Source organism: Streptosporangium lutulentum (assembly GCF_030811455.1).
GTDB classification, from domain to species: Bacteria; Actinomycetota; Actinomycetes; order Streptosporangiales; family Streptosporangiaceae; genus Streptosporangium; species Streptosporangium lutulentum.
Window position 1 is genome coordinate 6445233 of the sequence record NZ_JAUSQU010000001.1, and the last position, 19718, is coordinate 6464950.

Sequence of the window (19718 nt, forward strand, 5' to 3'; positions counted from 1 at the left end):
GAGGCTCACTGGCCGTTGAGGTTATCGGACGGGTGGGATCGCCCTGCGATCCACCCTTTCATCCGATCGATCGCGGCATAAGCCATGGGTACTGGAGAAGTATCCCGCCGACCATCAGCGCGATACCGAGGAGCGCGAGAGTGGCGACGTCGGTGGGTTTACGGCGTACGGCGAGCCGTCCGCCTCCGGTCAGCCGGGCCAGCGCTCCCAGCAGTACGACCGCACCGAGGGCGAATCCGCCCCACTCCGGCTCATCGGCCACCACGACGAAGACCAGCGCGAGAATCGCACCCACCACTACCAGTGGATACGGACCCCAACGATCTTCAGTTGTTTTCGCCGCCTGTGCGTTCACCGGCTCGTTCACCGCTCTCGCACCCCGCTCATCGCTCGGCAATCGGCTTCCACTTCTGATCCCGCTCGCCGATGTACTCGCTGTCCGGACGGATGAGACGGTTGTCGGCGTGCTGCTCGATGACGTGCGCTGTCCATCCTGACATGCGGCTGACCGAGAAGACCGGCGTGAACAGGTCGGTCGGGATGCCGAGGTAGTGATAGACAGTCGCGGCGTAGAAGTCCACGTTCGGATAGAGGCCCTTCGTCTCGAAGACGACCTCCTCCATCTCCTTGGACATCCGATAGTACTTGTCGTCGCCGGACGCCTCCCCGAGCTCCTTCGACATGCGGCGCAGGTGCGTGGCGCGCGGGTCCTCGGTCTTGTAGACCCGGTGCCCGAAGCCCATGATCTTCTCGCCCGCGGCGAGCCTGTCCCGCACGGACTGGGCGACGGCGCTCGGGTCGAGCGACTCCAGGGTGCGCATGACCTGCTCGTTCGCACCGCCGTGGAGGGGGCCCTTGAGGGTGCCGATGGCCGCCACGATGGCCGAGTGCATGTCGGACAGGGTCGCGGCGCAGACCCGGGCGGCGAACGTGGAGGCGTTCATCGTGTGGTCGGCGTGGAGAACCAGGCAGGCGTCGAAGATCTTGACCTCGTGCTCACCGGGGGTGCGGCCGGTGATCTGGAGGAGGAAGTTCGCCGCGATGCTCAGTTCGGGATCGGGGTCGGCGATCGTGGTGCCGGTCCTGGCCGCGTGGTAGCGGGCGACGAGGAGCGGCTGCTGCGCGGTCAGCCGGGCGGCCTTGCGCAGGTTGGCTTCGGGGGTGTTGGAATCCTTGTCCGGATCGTCGCCCGCGGCCAACGAGACCAGGGTGCGCAGCGCCTCCATGGGGGCCTGTTTCTCCGCGATCTCGGAAATGTTGGCCTCGACGAGCGCGCCGAGCGTGCGCCCTCGAACGAGTTCCGTCCCGTAGGCGGCCAGCTGCTCTCCGGTGGGGAGATTGCCGCACTGCAACAGGTGGGCGGTCTCTTCGAAGGTGGTGCGGCCGGCCAGATCGTGGATGTCGTAACCACGATAGAAGAGGCGACCGGCCTGACCGTCGATGTCACTGAGCGCTGTGGACGCGGCTACGACATCGGCGAGACCTTTTGTGGGTTTGTCCGCCATGAGTGTTTCCTCCGCTTATCTGTGTCCGAAGTCTACCTGTGAGCAGGGGAAACCTTTCCGGGAGGTCCAGACCAATTTCACGAAGGATTCTCCTTCTGGCAAAGGCGATTCCCCATCCCCTCGTTTGGGTAAGCCGGAGCTGTAGGAATAGTTACGGCGGGCTACCTGGGGAGGAACTGCCGTGGAGGGGCCGTTCATACGCATCGAGGACACTGGCGAGGTGGTCCCGTTGCGCCCCGAGATCACAACGATCGGGCGTGGCCGGGGAGTGGACATCCGGCTCACTGATCCGAGTGTGTCCCGGCTGCACGCGGAATTCGTTCGGCGCGGACCCTATCTGTACGTCGTTGACCTGGGTCTGTCCCGCAACGGCACCAGGGTGAACGGCAGGCCGATCGCCCGGAGGGTGCTCGACGACGGTGACGTCGTGTCCTTCGGCGCCGCGCGAGGCCGAATCGGCGGAGTCCCGCGTGAGGACTTCGCCCCCGAGGTCGAGCTCCGCCGTGCCGCGGCACCGGAGCTGACACGACGAGAGGTGGACGTACTGACGTCACTGTGCCGGCCCGCGCTGTCGGACGAGGCGTTCGTCGCCCCGGCCACCGCGCGGGAGATCGCCGACGATCTGGTGGTGACGGAGGCGGCGGTCAAGCAGCACCTCCTGCGCCTCTACCAGAAGTTCCGGATCCCGGAGGGCACCAACCGGCGCACCAGGCTGGCCAACGAGGTCGTCGCCCTGGGACTGGTCAGGCCCACCCCGGTGGTGCCGCCGCAGCGTGCGGCCGGCACCCCGGAGCCCCGGCAGGCGACGACCGCGACGGCCGCGAACCGGCGGGCGTCCTAGTCTCGTCTCCGGCCGTGCTTCTCCGCGGCCTCGACCACGTTGGTGAGCAACAGGGCCCGCGTCATCGGGCCCACACCGCCGGGGTTGGGGGTGAGGAAGCCCGCGACGTCGCCGACGCCGGGGGCGACATCACCGGCGATCTTGCCGTCGACCCTGGAGACGCCGACGTCGAGCACGGCAGCGCCGGGCTTGACCATGTCGGCGGTGATCAGGTGGGGCACACCCGCCGCGGCGACGATGATGTCGGCGCGCCGGGTGTGGGCCGCCAGGTCCTGGGTGCCGGTGTGGCACAGGGTGACGGTGGCGTTCTCGGAACGGCGGGTGAGCAGCAGGCCGAGTGAGCGGCCCACGGTGATGCCGCGGCCGACCACGACGACCTCGGCGCCCTTGATCGGCACGCCGTACTCCTGCAGGAGCAGGACGATGCCGTGCGGCGTGCACGGCAGCGGCGCGTCGACCATGTGGACCAGACGTCCCAGGTTGACCGGGTGAAGACCGTCGGCGTCCTTCGCCGGGTCCATCCGCTCGATCAGCGCCAGGGTGTCGAGGTGCCGGGGCAGCGGGAGCTGGACGATGTAACCGGTGCACTCGTCCGAGGCGTTGAGCTCGTCGACGACCGCCTCGACCTCGGCCTGGGTGGCCGTCGCCGGCAGATCCCTGCGGATGGAGGCGATGCCGACCTCGGCGCAGTCACGGTGCTTTCCCGCCACGTAGATCTGGCTGCCGGGGTCGTCACCGACGAGAACGGTGCCGAGTCCGGGGACGATGCCCCGCTCTCCCAGCGCGGCCACCCGTGTCGCGAGGTCCGCCTTGATCTTCGCCGCCGTTGCCTTGCCGTCCAGAATCTGCGCGCTCATGGGTTCAATCCTTCCACGAGATCATCCGCGATCCGCTTCCCGCCGCTCGATGATCCTGCGCGTGAAGGGGATCCACTCCATCGCACGCCCGCCGAGGTAGGCCCCGCCCACCGCGAGGATGATCAGCAACCAGGGGCTGGCCCAGAAACCGTTCATGATCACAAAGGCGTTCAGGGCGGTGTCGAGCAAGGGCATGAGGGATCTCCATAGCGGCGAGGGAAGGGATGCTTCACACTAACCGCAGGTCAAACCTTTTTCGCCCAAAAAGTTCTGTCCAATTCGCCACTTTCCTATCTCCGGTGTACGGCCGCCACACGCGTCGGCGCGGCCGTACACCGAAAAAAGGATCAGTGGAAGAAGTGACGGGTGCCCGTGAAGTAGAGGGTGATCCCGGCGGCCTCGGCCGCGGCGATCACCTCTTCGTCCCTGATCGACCCGCCGGGCTCCACGACCGCCTTCACCCCGGCGTCGATGAGGATCTTGAGGCCGTCCGCGAACGGGAAGAACGCGTCGGAGGCCGCCGCGGACCCCTGGGCGCGGTCGCCGGCGCGGGAGACCGCGAGCTGCGCGGAGTCGACCCGGTTGACCTGACCCATGCCGACGCCGACGCTCGCGCCTCCGGCGGCGAGCAGGATCGCGTTCGACTTCACCGACCGGCAGGCCTTCCAGGCGAAGGCCAGGTCGGCGAGGACCTCGGCGGAGGCCGCGGGACCCGCCTTGAGCTCCCAGGCGGACGGGTCGTCACCCGGGGCGTTCACCCGGTCGGTGGTCTGCACCAGCAGGCCGCCGTCGATCCGGCGGGACTCCGCCGCGTTGCCCGGCCCCTTCGGGCAGACCAGCAGCCGGATGTTCTTCTTCGCGGTGAGCACCGTCAGCGCCTCGGCGGTGAAGCCGGGGGCCACCACGACCTCGGTGAAGACCTCGGCGATCTGCTTGGCCAGCTCCTCCGTCACCTCGCCGTTGACCGCGATCACGCCGCCGTAGGCGGAGACCGGATCGCAGGCGTGGGCCTTGCGGTGCGCGTCGGCCACGTCGGCGCCGACCGCGATGCCGCAGGGGTTCTGGTGCTTGATGATCGCGACGGCGGGCTCGGCGAAGTCCCAGGCGGCCCGCCAGGCGGCGTCGGTGTCGAGGTAGTTGTTGTAGGACATCTCCTTGCCGTGCAGCTGCTCGGCGTTGGCCAGGCCGTCCTTCTGCCCCGAGTAGAGGGCCGCGCCCTGGTGCGGGTTCTCGCCGTAGCGCAGCGGCGACTTGAGCTTCCAGGCGGCGCCCATGTAGGACGGCCACGCGCCCTCCTCCGCGGCGTAGACGTCGGCGAACCAGGAGGCCACCGCGGTGTCGTAGGCGGCGGTGTGGGCGTACGCGACGGCGGCGAGGCGGCGGCGCTCGGCGAGGGTGAACCCGCCCTCGGCCACCGCGGCGAGCACGTCGTCGTAGGAGCGCGGGTCCACCACGATCGAGGCGGTGCCGTGGTTCTTGGCCGCGGCCCGGATCATCGCGGGACCGCCGATGTCGATCTGCTCCACGCACTCGCTGTCGGAGGCGCCGGAGTCGACGGTCTCCTGGAACGGGTAGAGGTTGACCACGACCAGCTCGAACGGTTCGATCTCCAGCTCTTCGAGCTGCTTGACGTGGGCCGGATTGCCGCTGTCGGCCAGCAGACCGGCGTGCACCCGCGGGTGCAGGGTCTTGACGCGGCCGTCGAGGCACTCGGGGAACCCGGTCAGCGACTCGACCGGGGTGACGGGAACGCCGAAGGAGGCGATCTTCGCGGCGGTACCCCCGGTGGAGACGATCTCGACGTTCGCGGCGTCGAGCCCGCGGGCCAGCTGCTCCAGCCCGCTCTTGTCATACACCGCGATCAACGCGCGCCGGATGGCGATGCGGGTCACTTCGTGGTCCTCCTGTTTGGTTCCGGTTTTCCGTTGACGACCCGGCGCGTTCGCCGGACCGTCCGGAGTCGGCGAGATGCTCACTAGGCCGCCCGAACTCGCTGAACGACCCCTGCTCGACGAACCCCCCAGCTCACTGGCCGCATCCAGGCTAGCCGGACCGTCCGAGGCGGACGTTCCGGCCCGTGACGGTCCAGCCCTCGCGGGCCATCCGGCCGACGGTCTCGACCAGCAGGCTCCGCTCGACGCCCTTGATGCGCCGGTGCAGGGTCTCCTCGTCGTCGCCGTCGAGCACGGGCACCGCCTCCTGGGCGATGATCGGCCCTGTGTCGACCCCGGCGTCGGCGAGCATCACCGTGCAGCCGGTGATCCGCACGCCGTACGAGAGGGCGTCGCGGACCCCGTGCGCGCCGGGGAAGGCGGGCAGCAGCGCGGGGTGGGTGTTGAGCACCGGGAAGGAGTTCAGGGTGGGCGCACCGAGGATCTTCATGAAACCCGCGCAGACCACAAGATCGGGTTTGTACTCCGCGATCCGGGCGGCGAGCTCCCGATCCCACGCCTCACGGGTGGGGTGGTCGCCGAGTTTCTCCACGAAGATCGGCACATCGGCGCGCCGCGCGCGGGCCAGACCTTCGATGCCGTCGCGATCCGCACCTACCGCCACGATCCGGGCGCCGTAATTTTCGTCTGCCACAGCGTCCAACAAGGCCTGTAGGTTGGTTCCAGAACCGGATACGAGGACCACAAGCCGAACGGCCTGAGATGACACCGACGCACTCCATTCGGACGGGGACTCACGCCGTTGCCAGGGTATCCGCCTGTCCGAACCCGCGATGCAAGGAGCTCACGTGACACTACCCGTCCAGGCACGGCCGTCGGAGGGCGCGGGGCGGCGGGCACTGCTGCTCGCGGTCGCCGCGGTGGTGATGACGCTGGTGCTCCCCCTGGCGGGACTCGTCATGTCGATCTTCGCCCTCGTCGCCTCGATCCGGGCGATCCGGACCCTGCGGTCCGTGACCAAGCCCGTGGGCATCGCGGTCACCGGCATCGTCCTGTCGGTGATCGCCCTGCTGATCTGCCTGTCGGTGACGGTCCTGCAGCTCTACTTCAGCAGCGAGCTGACCACCTACTCCGAGTGCCGGAGGGGCGCGGGCACCGTCACCTCCCAGAACGAGTGCGTGGACCAGCTCGAACGGGCGATGGAGACGAGACTGTCCCTCCCGGCCGGCACGATCCAGTTCCCCTTCCCTCCCTGAGCCCCTGAGCTCTCGGGTCCCTGAGCCCCTGAGCCCCTGAGCTCTCGGGCCCTTGAGTCCTCGGGCTCTCGGGCCCCTGAGTCCCTGATCCCCTGGGCTCTCGGGCCCTGAGCCGCCTCCCGCGCCCGGCGCCCGCCGGAGTGGCGAATCACACACGAGCGCCCCCGCCGCGGCTCGATGGAGTGCGACCACGGCGATCCGGCGCGGGCGTCCGCGATCCGGGAAATCACCCTGCCGGATGCGGGCTCGGACGTACGGCCACGGCCGTGTTCGTCGTAATCTGAAGTGACTCTGTCGTATGTCTGTGACAACCAAGGACGGTTCGGGTGTCCGACTCGTTTGTACATCTGCATGTTCACACTGAGTACTCCATGCTCGACGGAGCCGCCCGTTTGAAGCAGATGTTCAAACAGGTGGGTGATCTCGGCATGCCCGCCATCGCGATCACCGACCACGGCAACATGCACGGGGCCTACGACTTCTACAAGCAGGCCACCGGCGCCGGGATCAAGCCGATCATCGGCATCGAGGCCTACGTCGCCCCGGCCTCCAGGAACCAGAAGAAGCCGGTGCTCTGGGGTGAGCCCCACCAGAAGCGCGACGACGTCTCGGCGGGTGGCTACTACACCCACATGACGATCTGGGCGAAGAACGCCAAGGGCCTGAGCAACCTGATGAAGCTCTCCTCGCGCGCCTACACCGAGGGCTTCGTCCGCAAGTGGGCCCGGATGGACGCCGAGATCCTCGCTGAGCACTCCGAGGGCCTGATGGCCACGACCGGCTGCCCGTCGGGCGAGGTCCAGACCCGTCTGCGCCTCGGACAGTACGACGAGGCGGTCGCGGCGGCGGCGAAGTTCCAGGAGCTCTTCGGCAAGGACAACTACTACCTGGAGATCATGGACCACGGGCTCGACATCGAGCGCCGGGTCCGCGACGGCCTGACCCGCATCTCCAAAGAGCTGAACATCCCGCCGCTGGTCACCAACGACTCGCACTACACCTACGAGTCGGACGCGACCTCCCACGACGCGCTCCTGTGCATCCAGACCGGCAAGCAGCTCTCCGATCCCGACCGGTTCCGCTTCGACGGCAGCGGCTACTACATCAAGGACGCCGACGAGATGCGCGCGGTGGACTCCTCGGACCTGTGGGCCGAGGGCTGCCGCAACACGCTGCTGGTCGCCGAGAAGGTCGATCCGACCGGCATGTTCGGCTTCAAGAACCTGATGCCGACCTTCCCCATCCCCGAGGGGGACACCGAGGAGAGCTGGTTCCGCAAGGAGGTCTGGCGGGGCATGGAGCGCCGCTTCCCCGAGGGAGCCGACGAGGAGCACCGGGCGCAGGCCGAGTTCGAGATGAACGTCATCCTGCAGATGGGGTTCCCCTCCTACTTCCTCGTGGTCGCCGACTTCATCATGTGGGCGAAGAACAACGGCATCCGGGTCGGTCCCGGCCGTGGCTCGGCGGCCGGCTCGCTGGTCGCGTACGCGCTGGGCATCACCGACCTCGACCCGCTGCCGCACGGCCTGATCTTCGAACGGTTCCTCAATCCCGACCGCGTCTCCATGCCCGACGTCGACATCGACTTCGACGAACGTCGGCGCGGTGACGTGATCCGTTACGTGACGGAGAAGTACGGCGTGGACAAGGTCGCGATGATCGCGACCTTCGGCACCATCAAGGCGAAGGCCGCCATCAAGGACGCGGCCCGCGTCCTCGGTCATCCGTACGCGCTGGGCGACAAGGTCTCCAAGGCGTTCCCGCCCGCGGTGATGGGCAAGGACATCCCGCTGTCGGGCATCTTCGACAAGGACCACCCGCGCTTCAACGAGGCCGGTGAGCTGCGCAGGCTGTACGAGGAGGACGTCGACGTCAAGTCGGCGATGGACCTCGGCAGGGGCCTGGAGGGCCTGATCCGGCAGACCGGCGTGCACGCCGCCGGCGTCATCATGTCCTCGGAGGTGCTGACCGACTACATCCCGATCATGCGCCGCGACTCCGACGGTGTGATCATCACGCAGTTCGACTACCCGACCTGCGAGACGCTCGGCCTGCTCAAGATGGACTTCCTGGGCCTGCGCAACCTCACGATCATCGACGACTGCCTGAAGATGATCGAGGCCAACACCGGCAACGCGATCGACCTGCTCAAGCTCCCGCTGGACGACGCCAGGGCCTACGAACTCCTGGCCCGCGGCGACACCCTGGGCGTGTTCCAGGTCGACGGCGGCGGCATGCGATCACTGCTGCGGCTGATGAAGCCCGACAACTTCGAGGACATCTCGGCGGCGCTCGCGCTCTACCGGCCGGGTCCGATGGGCGCGAACTCCCACACCAACTACGCGCTGCGCAAGAACGGCCAGCAGGAGATCACCCCGATCCACTCCGAGCTGGAAGCGCCGCTCCAGGAGATCCTCGGCACGACCTACGGCCTGATCGTCTATCAGGAGCAGGTCATGGCCATCGCGCAGAAGGTCGCCGGGTTCTCCCTCGGCAAAGCCGACCTGCTCCGCCGCGCGATGGGCAAGAAGAAGAAGTCGGAGCTGGACAAGCAGTACGAGTCGTTCGAGCAGGGCATGAAGGACAACGGCTACTCCGCCGCCGCCATCAAGTCCCTCTGGGACATCCTGCTGCCCTTCTCCGACTACGCCTTCAACAAGGCGCACACCGCCGCCTACGGCCTGGTCTGCTACTGGACCGCCTACCTCAAGGCCAACTATCCCGCCGAGTACATGGCCGGTCTGCTGACCTCGGTCAAGGACGACAAGGACAAGTCGGCCCTCTACCTCAACGAGTGCCGGCGCATGGGCATCAAGGTGCTCCCCCCGGACGTCAACGACTCCGACTTCGACTTCACCCCGCGCGGCACCGACGTCCGTTTCGGCCTGTCGGCCATCCGAAACGTCGGCGGCAACGTGGTCGACGGCATCCTTTCCGCGCGCAGGGAGAAGACCCGCTTCGCCGACTTCAAGGACTTTCTGAACAAGGTTCCGATGGTCGTCTGCAACAAGCGGGTCATCGAGTCGCTGATCAAGGCGGGTGCCTTCGACTCGTTCGGGCACGTGCGCAAGGGCCTGGTGATGGTTCACGAGCAGGCCGTCGACAACATCATCGGGATCAAGAAGAACGAGGCCCAGGGACAGGACTCCCTGTTCGGCGCCATGGAGGGGACCGAGGACCAGACCTTCGACGTGCAGATCCCCGTCGGGGAATGGGACAAGAACACCCTGCTCCAGTTCGAGCGCGAGATGCTCGGCCTCTACGTCTCCGACCACCCCCTCTTCGGCGTGGAGCACATCCTCGCCTCGGGAGCCGACTGCTCGGTCGCCGCGCTCCAGGAGGAGAACCGCCCCGACGGCCAGATCGTCACCGTCGGCGGCATCCTGAGCGGCGTCCAGCGCAAGGTCACCAAAAAGGGCGACACCTGGGTCCTGACCACGCTGGAGGACCTGGAGGGCGCCATCGAGGTGATGATCTTCCCGTCGGCGTACCAGCTCTGCTCGACCGTGCTCGCCGAGGACGCCATCGTCTTCGTCAAGGGCCGCCTGGACAAGCGCGAGGACGTCGGCAAGATCATCGCCATGGAGGTCACGGCCCCCGACCTGAGCCGCGAGGCCGGAGGCGCCCTGGCCGTCAGCCTCGCCCTGACCCGCGCCACTCCCCCGCTCATCGGCCGTCTCAAAGAGGTGCTGACCGCCCACCCCGGCACCACCGAGGTGCACCTGCAGGTCCACAACGGCAGCAAGACCACCGTCATGCGCCTCGACGACCGTCTCCGCGTATCACCGTCCCCGTCGCTGATGGGCGATCTCAAGCAACTCCTGGGACCCGCCTGCCTCGGCGCCTGACGAGCTCACGCGGGGGCCCCACGGTGCGAGCCCGCCCGCGCGGGATCGCGACCGTGGGGGCCGCCCGCCCGCGCCCTCAGTCGCGATCCCAGGCGTAGGGGTCCACGTAGATCACGTGGCCGCCCTTGTCGTCGGACTCGTCGACGATGTCGCGCCGGGGCGGTCGCGGCGGCTCGGGGCGGCTGGTCTTCGGCGGGCTCTCCGCCGCCGCCGACGCGTGCTCGTCCTGCCAGTCGTCTCTGATGACCGGAATCGGCTGGGTGTCGCACTCCGTGGCGTCCATCCAGTGGCCGGGGAGCGTGCTGCGGGCCTCCTCCGAGTCGGCCAGCCCGACCTTGCTGGCCACCGACCCGGCGGCTTTGGCGATCTTGACGCTCGCCTTGCGGACCGGCGCGGTGGCCGTTCCGACCTTCGCCGCGGCCTTGGTGACGGCCGTGTTGTGCCCTCGGAAGATCAGCCACCAGTTGGCCAGCCCCGCGGCGATCCCCGCGGCGACACCCACCTCCAGCGTCACCGAGAGCATGACCTGCCAGGCCTCCGGCCCCAGGGAGGAGAGCCGCGCGCCGCCGAGCGAGCCGCCGGACAGCGCGGCCAGCAGCCCGGCCGCCACCCCCGTCACCAGCCCGCAGACGAACCCCCACAGCGGCGCGCCCTCGTACGAGGGCGAGGGCGAGATCCGGACGACCAGGACGCCCGCCACCGCCCCGGCCACGAACGGCACCGCGATCACCAACATCACCCAGCCCGGGGTCGGGCCCGCCTCCGGCAACGCCCCCAGGATCGGCAGGCTCGGCACCGTGCCGAGCTGGACTCCCGTCGGCGCGACCAGCGTGCCGGTGCCGACGGCGAAGCCGGGGCCGACGATGTAGGCCATCGCCCAGATGAACACGTTGGGGAGATAGAGCCCCTGGACCAGCAGGAGCAGCAGGCCCCCGACGAAGCCGGGTGACAGGACGCCGGACAGTTCACGGACCTGCCCGAAGTTCACCACGATGGCGCCGAGCACCATGACGGCGCCCGCCACGAGCATGATCGCCAGAGCCGCGGACGAGCCGATCACGACCGAACGCAGCCGCTCGGGCAGCAGGCGCAGCATCAGGCGCCACGGCCCGATCGTCCTGGCGGTGGCCAGGGAGCCCGCGATGAAGGCCAGCACGAGGTGGCTGATCAGCGTTTCGGCGAGGAAGGGCTGGGTGATCTCGTTCCGGGTGATCAGGGCGATCATTCCGGCCAGCAGCGCGTACGGCGCCGCCAGCGAGATGCCTGCCTGGGCGACCAGCACCAGCTGGGCCCTGCGGCGGGCGATGGCCACGTCCTTGGGGGTGTTCTTGGGCAGCCGGGCGGGCAGGCGCAGGCGCAGGTCCGCGTCACGGGCCATCCAGATGCCCGCGCGGTACAGCAGGAACGCCGGGAGCACCGTCAGCCCGAGCGGGAGCAGGCCGACCGATCCGCCGGGGATCGCGAACCCCGCGTGGTGAGCGGCCAGCCAGAGCTGCGCCGCGGTGCGGAACACCCCCGGCAGGCCGGCGCCGAGCGCGCCCCGGGGAGAGGCCACCCAGCCGACCAGAGTGAGCGTGGTGAGCACCGCCAGGCCCGCTCCGAGCGTCCAGGCGGCGGCGAGCATTCCGGAGACGGGAAGCGGCCGACGGACATCGTCGTCGTCACCCGTGACGCCAGGCAGGGGGATTCGGCTGAGGACGTTGCGAGGCGCGGTCCGGAGCTGATCGAAAAGGGCCGTCACAATAGTCGATGGTCTCAGGATCTTCGGTGTGAAAGAGACTCCTTCGCCCCCGCGTGTCGCGCCGCAGGGCATCGGTGGCACCCGCCGTACGACAGGGAAGGCGCCCGGCGCGGTGCCGGACGCCTTCCTGACGGTCGAACCGGTGTGCCCCACCGCTTTCGCGAAACAGGACGAACCAGCAGGTCCGCACGACTATCACCGAACTGGGATCAAGCCAACGGACCTATATGAATCTCACCGGACCAGGGGTGAACCCGCGGGCCCGCACGGCTTTCGCCGAATCGCGGGCCCGCATGACCTTCGGCCGGACTAGCGGGCCTGCATGACCTCGCGCATCAGGCGGGCGGTCTCGCTCGGGGTCTTGCCGACGCGGACGCCGACCTTCTCCAGGGCCTCCTTCTTGCCCTGCGCGGTGCCGGCCGAGCCGGACACGATCGCGCCGGCGTGGCCCATGGTCTTGCCCTCGGGGGCGGTGAAGCCCGCCACGTAGGCGACGACCGGCTTGGTCACGTGCCGCTCGATGTAGGCGGCGGCGCGCTCCTCGGCGTCTCCGCCGATCTCACCGATCATCACGATCGCGTCGGTGCCCGGGTCGTCCTGGAAGGCCTGCAGGGCGTCGATGTGGGTGGTGCCGATGACCGGGTCGCCGCCGATGCCGACCGCGGTGGAGAAGCCGATGTCGCGCAGCTCGTACATGAGCTGGTAGGTCAGCGTGCCCGACTTCGACACCAGGCCGATCCGGCCGGCGCTGGTGATGTCGGCCGGGATGATGCCCGCGTTGGAGGCGCCGGGGGAGGCGATGCCGGGGCAGTTCGGCCCGATGATGCGGGTCTTGTTGCCCTTGGCGATCGCGTAGGCCCAGAACTCGGTGGTGTCGTGGATCGGGACACCCTCGGTGATGACCACGCAGAGCGGGATCTCGGCGTCGATGGCCTCCCTGACCGCGTCCTTGGTGAACGCCGGGGGCACGAAGACGACCGAAACGTCGGCGCCGGTCTGCTGCATGGCCTCGGCGACGGTGCCGAAGACGGGCAGGCCCTCGTGGGTGGTGCCGGCCTTGCGGGCGTTGACACCGCCGACGACGCGGGCGCCGGAGGCGAGCATGCGGCGGGTGTGCTTGGTGCCCTCACCGCCGGTCATGCCCTGGACGATGATCTTACTGTTCTCGGTCAGCCAGATAGCCATTACGCACCTACCGCAGCGAGCTCGGCGGCGCGCTTGGCCGCATCGTCCATCGTGTCGACCAGTTCGACGCCGGAGAGCTTGGCGTCGGCGAGAATCTGCCGTCCGAGTTCGGCGTTGTTGCCGTCCAGGCGGACGACCAGCGGGAGGCGCACGGTCTCGCCGCGGGCGTCCAGCAGCTCGAAGGCGGAGACGATTCCGTTGGCGACCGCGTCACAGGCGGTGATGCCGCCGAAGACGTTCACGAAGATCGACTTCACGGACGGGTCGGAGATGATGATCTCCAGACCGGCCGCCATGACCTCGGCCGAGGCGCCGCCGCCGATGTCGAGGAAGTTGGCGGGCTTGGGCCGGCCCGCGAAGGCCTCGCCGGCGTAGGCGACGACGTCGAGGGTCGACATGACCAGGCCCGCGCCGTTGCCGATGATGCCGACGGAGCCGTCGAGCTTGACGTAGTTGAGGTCCTTGGCCTTGGCCGCGGCCTCCAGCGGGTCTTCCGCGTTCTTGTCCTCGAAGGCCGCGTGGTCCTTCTGGCGGAAGGACGCGTTGTCGTCGAGGGTGACCTTACCGTCGAGGGCCTTCACCTGGCCGTCGGCGGACAGGATCATCGGGTTGACCTCGACCAGGGAGGCGTCCTCGTCGACGAAGGCGCACCAGAGCTTCTCGATGAGCTCGGCGGCGCCGTCGAGCGCGACCTCCGGCAGACCGCCGGCCTGGGCGATCTCGCGCGCCCTGGCGCGGTTCACTCCGTCCAGCGGGGAGATCGGAACCTGCGCGACCTTGTCGGGGTCGCTGTGCGCGACCTCTTCGATCTCCATGCCGCCCGCGGCGGAGCAGATGGCGAGGAACGTGCGGTTGGCGCGGTCGAGCAGGAAGGAGAAGTAGTACTCCTCCGCGATCGCGCTGGCTTCCTCGACCAGGACCTTGTGGACCGTGTGGCCCTTGATGTCCATGCCGAGGATCTGGGTGGCCTTCTGCTCGGCGTCGGCGGCGTCGGCGGCGACCTTCACGCCACCGGCCTTACCGCGTCCACCGGTCTTGACCTGGGCCTTGACGACGACACGGCCGGTCAGCTGCTCGGCTGCCGCCCGTGCCTCCTCCACGGTGTGCGCGACAATGCCGCGCGGCACCGGGATGCCGTACTCCGCGAAGAGCTCCTTCGCCTGATGTTCGAACAGGTCCACGAGGGTCCGTCCTTGCTTGTCCGGCTGGTGTATAGATGTCGGCGGGCCGGCTCCATGATCTAAGGGGGAGCCCGGTATTTTCGCGCCAATGAAGCCTAGCCCGCCGAACGGCATGGCCAGGCAACCGGGTCCCAGATCGCATCCCGAGATCTTTCGGGAGATCGACCCCTCTCGGGACACGGCCTGGACGCGGGCCGTAGCCCTAGACGCGGGCGGGAATCGCGCTCCGCGCCCACTCGACGATCTCCTGCGTGGTCGCGCCCGGTGTGAAGATCTGCGCCACGCCCATCTCCCGCAGAGCGGGCATGTCGGCCTCGGGAATGATCCCGCCGCCGAACACCACGATGTCGATCGCGTCGTTCTCCTTCAGCAGCTCGATCACCTTGGCGAAGAGCGTCATGTGCGCGCCCGACAGGATGGACAGCCCGATCGCCGCGGCGTCCTCCTGAATGGCCGTGCGCACGATCTGCTCGGGTGTCTGGTGCAGACCCGTGTAGACGACCTCCATCCCGGCGTCTCGCAGCGCCCGCGCCACGATCTTCACGCCTCGATCGTGCCCGTCCAGTCCGGGCTTGGCGATGACGACGCGAATCCTCGGCTCGACATCCATGCAGACCTCCTTGTCCGCGCTCCCCCGCAACGTAGGAGCTGTCCGCAGCGTAACCGGCCCGGCTCTCCCGGGTCTCGTCGGCCGCCGCACATCATGTCCTGGCTACGATCACCACCCGAAAGGATGCCATTCCTTCGCCCTCGCCCGTATCGCCCCTCTACCGCCGACCAGGTGACCGGCAGGACCGCCGACGCCGCCCGGAGCCCGCGCGGTCCCGGATCGGCCGGAGGGGTGTTCTCCTCGGCGGACGGGTGGGCGCACGCACCGGATGGGAACCCGATCGGCCGGATGGCTTTCCCCGCCTTTCCCATGACGACTCCGCCATCGATTCGAGGACAAATAGGCGCGGATCGATGGGAAAAAGTCGCACCCTTCTGATATGGCGCCCCCGTCAATGAATATGACGGTCCGTGATGAGGCGAAGGCGAAATCCGGCCTCTCCGGTTGGCCCGGCACCGGAAACGCGTGGGGGCCACGGCGACTGCACAAAATGTGCACAAGTAATTCAAGATAAATCACCGAATATGAGATTATCTACCGATCTTGTTATGCAAGGATGCTCTGGTCCCTCCGCCAACAGGGCGAGGGAACCATCAGGAGGAATTTCCTTTGAAGCGACACATCGCCGGTCTGGCGTGCGCCGCAATGACCGTGCTGAGCGTTCCGGCACTGGCATCGACCGCGACCGCGCAGACCTCCGACCCGATCTCCGCGCTCAGGGGTCAGTTCAAAACGGGTCTCGGCGTGAAGACCGTCGACACGACCAAAGTCAGAGGCCTCGCCGGAAACGCCGTGGTCGCCAAGCGCACCGGCGTGTTCCAGTTCGGCACCTCGGGAATCCGCGCGTCGGATCACACGGCTCAGCTCCGCATCAAGCCGAGCGATCTGGGATTGAACGGAGAGACGACGACCAGTGACGACGATCAGCTGACCAAGTTGTTCACCGGCATGACCAAGCCCGAGCAGGTCGTCCGCATCAAGAACGCGACCTACGTCTCCGGCGGCATGTTCGGCGAGTTCCTGCCCGTGGACAAGACCTGGTTCCGGTTCGACAACACGGTCGGCGTCCTCGGCGCCATGAGCCAGTTCGTCAACGTCGCCGAGCCCTCGACCCTCAAGACGCTCCTCGGCCGCGCCACGGTGAAGCAGGCCGGCACCTACGCCGGAAAGATCACCTTCAGTGAGCTCTACAAGGTCTCGCCGTGGTTCCGGGCGTCGATCGGGGGCCCGCTGACCTCCAAGGACGCCAAGACCTCGATGAGCTGGAAGCTGTACCTCGGCGCCGACAAGCTCGCCAAGCGGCTCACGACCTCGTACCCCGCGGGCGCGAAGGACGCGATCACGGTCGACACCAGCTACACGGGCTGGGGCTCCAAGGTCACGGTGGCGGCCCCGCCCGCCGACCAGGTGGCCAAGCTGACCGAGCTGGAGTTCGACGGGAAGATCGAGCCCCCCTTCACCATCCTCAACACCATTCCGAACTAGTCGCCGGTTCTACCGGACGACCCGCGCCCGGCAGGCATCGCCTGCCGGGCGCGTCACGTTCATCGGTTTTTGATCTGGTACGTCGCGGATGTAGGCAAGAATCTCCTTCACTTCTCCGCCACGGCGCGGGGCAGGGCGAGGACCTCGTCACCCGGTTTCCGGGCATACTTGATCCGGCTTTCGCACGGGACCGGTTCTGAGGGTCGTGGGGCCCTCAGAGCTTGTCCAGCTTCGCGTAGCTCAGCAGCAGGGTCTTCTCCCCGCTGGAGCCGAAATCGACCTTGACCTTGGTCTTCTCCGCGATGCCGTCCACGGACACGACCGTGCCCAGGCCGAACGAGTCGTGGGTGACCCGGTCGCCCGGGGACAGGTTGGGAATCGGCCGGCCGGGCTTCTTGGCGGGAGCGGAACGGGACTCGCTCCGGGAGGTGGCGGCGCCCCAGGCGGACTTCTGGGGGTCGCTGCGCCACTCGACCAGCTCGACCGGGATCTCCGCGACGAACCGGGAGGCCGGGTTGAAGGCGGGCGATCCCCAGGAGCTGCGGACGGCCGCCCTGGAGAGGTAGAGGCGCTTCTCGGCCCGGGTGATGCCCACGTAGGCCAGCCGGCGCTCCTCCTCCAGCTCCTTGGGCTCGCCGAACGAGCGCATGTGCGGGAAGACCCCGTCTTCCAGACCGGTGAGGAACACCACCGGGAACTCCAGGCCCTTGGCCGTGTGCAGGGTCATCAGCGTGACCACGCCCTGGCCGCCGTCGGCGGGCGGGATCTGGTCGGCGTCGGCCACCAGCGAGACCTGCTCCAGGAACTCCACGAGCGTGCCCTCGGGGTTGGCCTCCTCGAACTCCGAGGCCACCGAGATCATCTCGTCCAGGTTCTCCAGGCGGCTCTCGTCCTGCGGATCGTCCGAGGCCGTGAGCTCCAGCCGGTAACCGGTGCCGCCCAGCACCTCCTGGGCGAGCTGCGACGGCGGCATGCCGTCCGCCTTGACCATCAGATCGTCCATCAGCGCGACGAACTCCTTGATGGCGTTGAGCGACCGGGTGGCCATGCCCGGCGCCTCGTCGGCCCGGCGGAGCCCCTCCCAGAACGGGATCCGCTCCCTGGTCGCGAACGCCTCCACCATCGCCTCGGCCCGGTCGCCGATGCCGCGCTTGGGCACGTTGAGGATGCGGCGCAGCGACACCACGTCGTTCGGGTTGGCCAGCACGCGCAGGTACGCCAGCAGGTCGCGGACCTCCTTGCGCTCGTAGAAGCGCACCCCGCCCACCACCTTGTACGGCAGGCCGGTCCGGATGAAGGTCTCCTCGAACACCCGGGAGGCGGCGTTGGTCCGGTAGAACACGGCCACATGACCGGGCACGACGCCCTCGTCGTCGGTGAGCTTGTCGACCTCCTGCGCGACGAACATGGCCTCGTCGTGCTCGTTGTCGGCGACATAACCGACGATCTTCGGCCCGGCGCCCTGGTCGGACCAGAGGTTCTTCGGCTTGCGGCTCTCGTTGCGAGAGATCACCGCGTTGGCCGCGGACAGGATCGTCTGGGTGGAGCGGTAGTTCTGCTCCAGCAGGATCGTCCTGGCCTCCGGGTAGTCGCGCTCGAACTCCAGGATGTTGCGGATCGTCGCGCCGCGGAAGGCGTAGATCGACTGGTCGGCGTCACCCACCACGCACAGCTCGGCCGGGGTGACCCCGCCCTCCCTGACCAGGTCGCCGTCGGCGGTGCGAAGCTCGGGACGGCCGGCGATCTCACGGATCAGGGTGTACTGCGCGTGGTTGGTGTCCTGGTATTCGTCCACCATGATGTGGCGCCAGCGGCGCTGGTAGTGCTCGGCCACGTCGGGGAAGATCTGGAACAGCGTGACCGTCAGCATGATGAGGTCGTCGAAGTCCATCGCGCCGGCCTCGGTCAGCTTCTGCTGATAGTTGCGATAGGCCTCGGCGAGCTTGCGCTCCAGATGGGTGGACGCCCTGTCGGAGGCCGTCTCGTAGTCGATCAACTCGTTCTTGAAATTGCTGACCTGGGCCGAGAAGGACCGCGGCGGGTAGCGCTTGGGGTCGAGGTCCATCTCGCGGCAGACCATCGCCATCAGCCGCTGGGAGTCGGCCTGATCGTAGATGGAGAAACTCGTGGGGAACCCCAGGCGTTTGGCCTCGCGGCGCAGGATCCGCACGCACGCGCTGTGGAAGGTCATCACCCACATCGCCGCGGAGCGCGGGCCGACGAGCTTGTCGACCCGGTCCTTCATCTCCCGCGCGGCCTTGTTGGTGAAGGTGATCGCCAGGATCTCCTGCGGCTGCACGCCCCGCTCGGCCAGCAGGTAGGCGATGCGATGGGTCAGCACCCGGGTCTTTCCCGAACCGGCACCGGCGACGATGAGCAGCGGGCTGCCGTGGTGCACGACGGCCTCACGCTGCTGGGGGTTGAGCCCGTCGAGCAACGAGTGGGTCAGGGAAGCGGCTGGGATCGACACGTCATCTAGGTTAGAGCGGCTCACCGACAACCGGGTCCACGGGTGCAAAGGAATGCGGACGGAGTCGCCGGCGGTTTCGGAGATCGAGTGATCTGCGGAAAACAGGAAAAAACAGAAGGGCTTCTCATGCTGTCCGAGAACGAGATCAACCGAGTCCTCGTGGTGACCGCCCATCCGGATGACGTCGACTTCGCCGCGGCGGGGTCGATCGCGCGGTTCACCGATCGCGGCGCCGAGGTGGTCTACTGCGTCGTCACCGACGGTGACGCGGGCGGCTTCGACCGTGAGCTGGACAACGGCGGCATGGCCCAGCTCCGCCGTACCGAGCAGAGCGAGGCCGCCAAGGCCGTCGGGGTGAGCGACCTGCGTTTCCTCGGCTACCGCGACGGGAGCGTGGTGCAGAGCCTGGACCTGCGGCGCGACATCTCCCGGGTCATCCGCCAGGTCAAGCCGGACCTGGTGATCACCCACACCCCTGAGCGCAACTACCGGTTCATCGCCCCCAGCCACCCCGACCACCGGGCGGTCGGCGGCTCCGCCCTCGACGCCGTCTACCCCGACGCCCGCAATCCCTACGCCTTCCCCTCGCTTCTTCTCGAAGAGGGCCTGGAGGCGTGGACGGTCCGCGAGGTCTGGCTCAGCGGCGGCACGACCCCCGACCACCACGTCGACATCACCGAGACCTTCGACCGCAAGCTCGCCGCGCTGCGCGCCCATGTGAGCCAGGTCGGCCACGTGGACGGCTTCGAGGAGTTCGTGAGGACCCGGTTCTCCCAGTTCTCCCGCGAAGCCGGCCTCGGCGAGAACCGCTACGCCGAGGCCTTCCAGCGGGTGTCCACCGTCTGAA

General features: G+C 68.1%; 16 protein-coding genes. 5 read left to right on the top strand and 11 right to left on the bottom strand.

Annotated features, from left to right (window positions below; genetic code table 11):
- Positions 1 to 58: 58 nt before the first annotated feature.
- Entirely contained in the window at positions 59 to 295 is a 237-nt protein-coding gene (locus J2853_RS28560; RefSeq protein WP_307563289.1) for a DUF3017 domain-containing protein, read from the bottom strand.
- 88 nt (positions 296 to 383) lie between these two features.
- On the bottom strand, positions 384 to 1505 hold the full coding sequence (locus tag J2853_RS28565) for a citrate/2-methylcitrate synthase (RefSeq protein ID WP_307563291.1): 1122 nt from the start codon (positions 1503 to 1505) through the stop codon (positions 384 to 386).
- 181 nt (positions 1506 to 1686) lie between these two features.
- On the opposite strand from J2853_RS28565, the gene J2853_RS28570 reads away from it, so the two are divergent.
- Positions 1687 to 2346, top strand: a complete 660-nt coding sequence (locus tag J2853_RS28570) for an FHA domain-containing protein (protein WP_307563293.1) — start codon at positions 1687 to 1689, stop codon at positions 2344 to 2346.
- Here J2853_RS28570 and J2853_RS28575 read toward each other — a convergent pair.
- The 4 genes from J2853_RS28575 to purN all read right to left on the bottom strand — a co-directional run bounded on the left by J2853_RS28575 (position 2343) and on the right by purN (position 5864).
- Positions 2343 to 3203: a bifunctional methylenetetrahydrofolate dehydrogenase/methenyltetrahydrofolate cyclohydrolase gene (locus J2853_RS28575; RefSeq protein ID WP_307563295.1), complete on the bottom strand. Its 861-nt coding sequence runs from the start codon at positions 3201 to 3203 to the stop codon at positions 2343 to 2345. The two genes, J2853_RS28570 and J2853_RS28575, sit on opposite strands and share 4 nt — an antisense overlap.
- A gap of 21 nt (positions 3204 to 3224) precedes the next feature.
- On the bottom strand, positions 3225 to 3398 hold the full coding sequence (locus J2853_RS28580) for a hypothetical protein (RefSeq protein WP_307563297.1): 174 nt from the start codon (positions 3396 to 3398) through the stop codon (positions 3225 to 3227).
- Between the two features lie 152 nt (positions 3399 to 3550).
- Positions 3551 to 5095, bottom strand: coding sequence for a bifunctional phosphoribosylaminoimidazolecarboxamide formyltransferase/IMP cyclohydrolase (gene purH / locus J2853_RS28585; protein ID WP_307563299.1), 1545 nt, complete (start codon positions 5093 to 5095; stop codon positions 3551 to 3553).
- A 151-nt stretch (positions 5096 to 5246) separates the two neighbouring features.
- A complete protein-coding gene (gene purN, locus J2853_RS28590; RefSeq protein ID WP_307563301.1) occupies positions 5247 to 5864 on the bottom strand; it encodes a phosphoribosylglycinamide formyltransferase in 618 nt (205 codons plus the stop codon).
- Positions 5865 to 5943: 79 nt separating this feature from the next.
- On the opposite strand from purN, the gene J2853_RS28595 reads away from it, so the two are divergent.
- Both J2853_RS28595 and dnaE read left to right on the top strand, forming a co-directional pair.
- The gene (locus J2853_RS28595; RefSeq protein ID WP_307563303.1) at positions 5944 to 6351 is read left to right on the top strand and encodes a hypothetical protein; all 408 of its coding nucleotides are present in this window, start codon (positions 5944 to 5946) and stop codon (positions 6349 to 6351) included.
- A 326-nt stretch (positions 6352 to 6677) separates the two neighbouring features.
- Positions 6678 to 10199, top strand: coding sequence for a DNA polymerase III subunit alpha (gene dnaE / locus J2853_RS28600; protein ID WP_307563305.1), 3522 nt, complete (start codon positions 6678 to 6680; stop codon positions 10197 to 10199).
- 76 nt (positions 10200 to 10275) lie between these two features.
- On the opposite strand, the gene J2853_RS28605 is transcribed toward dnaE, so the two are convergent.
- The 4 genes from J2853_RS28605 to icmB all read right to left on the bottom strand — a co-directional run bounded on the left by J2853_RS28605 (position 10276) and on the right by icmB (position 14916).
- Positions 10276 to 11940: a cell division protein PerM gene (locus tag J2853_RS28605; protein WP_307563307.1), complete on the bottom strand. Its 1665-nt coding sequence runs from the start codon at positions 11938 to 11940 to the stop codon at positions 10276 to 10278.
- 309 nt (positions 11941 to 12249) lie between these two features.
- Positions 12250 to 13125 carry a succinate--CoA ligase subunit alpha gene (gene sucD / locus J2853_RS28610; RefSeq protein WP_307563309.1) on the bottom strand — a complete coding sequence of 292 codons (876 nt, stop codon included), beginning with the start codon at positions 13123 to 13125 and terminating at the stop codon, positions 12250 to 12252.
- Complete coding sequence (gene sucC, locus J2853_RS28615; RefSeq protein WP_307563310.1) at positions 13125 to 14306, bottom strand: ADP-forming succinate--CoA ligase subunit beta; 1182 nt, start codon at positions 14304 to 14306, stop codon at positions 13125 to 13127. Before sucC ends, sucD begins: the two co-directional genes overlap by 1 nt.
- 202 nt (positions 14307 to 14508) lie before the next feature.
- Complete coding sequence (icmB, locus tag J2853_RS28620; protein ID WP_307563312.1) at positions 14509 to 14916, bottom strand: coenzyme B12-dependent isobutyryl CoA mutase small subunit; 408 nt, start codon at positions 14914 to 14916, stop codon at positions 14509 to 14511.
- A 609-nt stretch (positions 14917 to 15525) separates the two neighbouring features.
- Here icmB and J2853_RS28625 point away from each other — a divergent pair.
- Positions 15526 to 16401 carry a hypothetical protein gene (locus J2853_RS28625; protein ID WP_307563314.1) on the top strand — a complete coding sequence of 292 codons (876 nt, stop codon included), beginning with the start codon at positions 15526 to 15528 and terminating at the stop codon, positions 16399 to 16401.
- 214 nt (positions 16402 to 16615) lie between these two features.
- On the opposite strand, the gene pcrA is transcribed toward J2853_RS28625, so the two are convergent.
- On the bottom strand, positions 16616 to 18865 hold the full coding sequence (gene pcrA, locus J2853_RS28630) for a DNA helicase PcrA (protein ID WP_370879538.1): 2250 nt from the start codon (positions 18863 to 18865) through the stop codon (positions 16616 to 16618).
- 132 nt (positions 18866 to 18997) lie between these two features.
- Between pcrA and J2853_RS28635 the strand changes: the two genes are divergently transcribed.
- The gene (locus J2853_RS28635) at positions 18998 to 19717 is read left to right on the top strand and encodes a PIG-L deacetylase family protein (RefSeq protein ID WP_307563318.1); all 720 of its coding nucleotides are present in this window, start codon (positions 18998 to 19000) and stop codon (positions 19715 to 19717) included.
- The last annotated feature ends 1 nt before the right edge of the window (position 19718 follow it).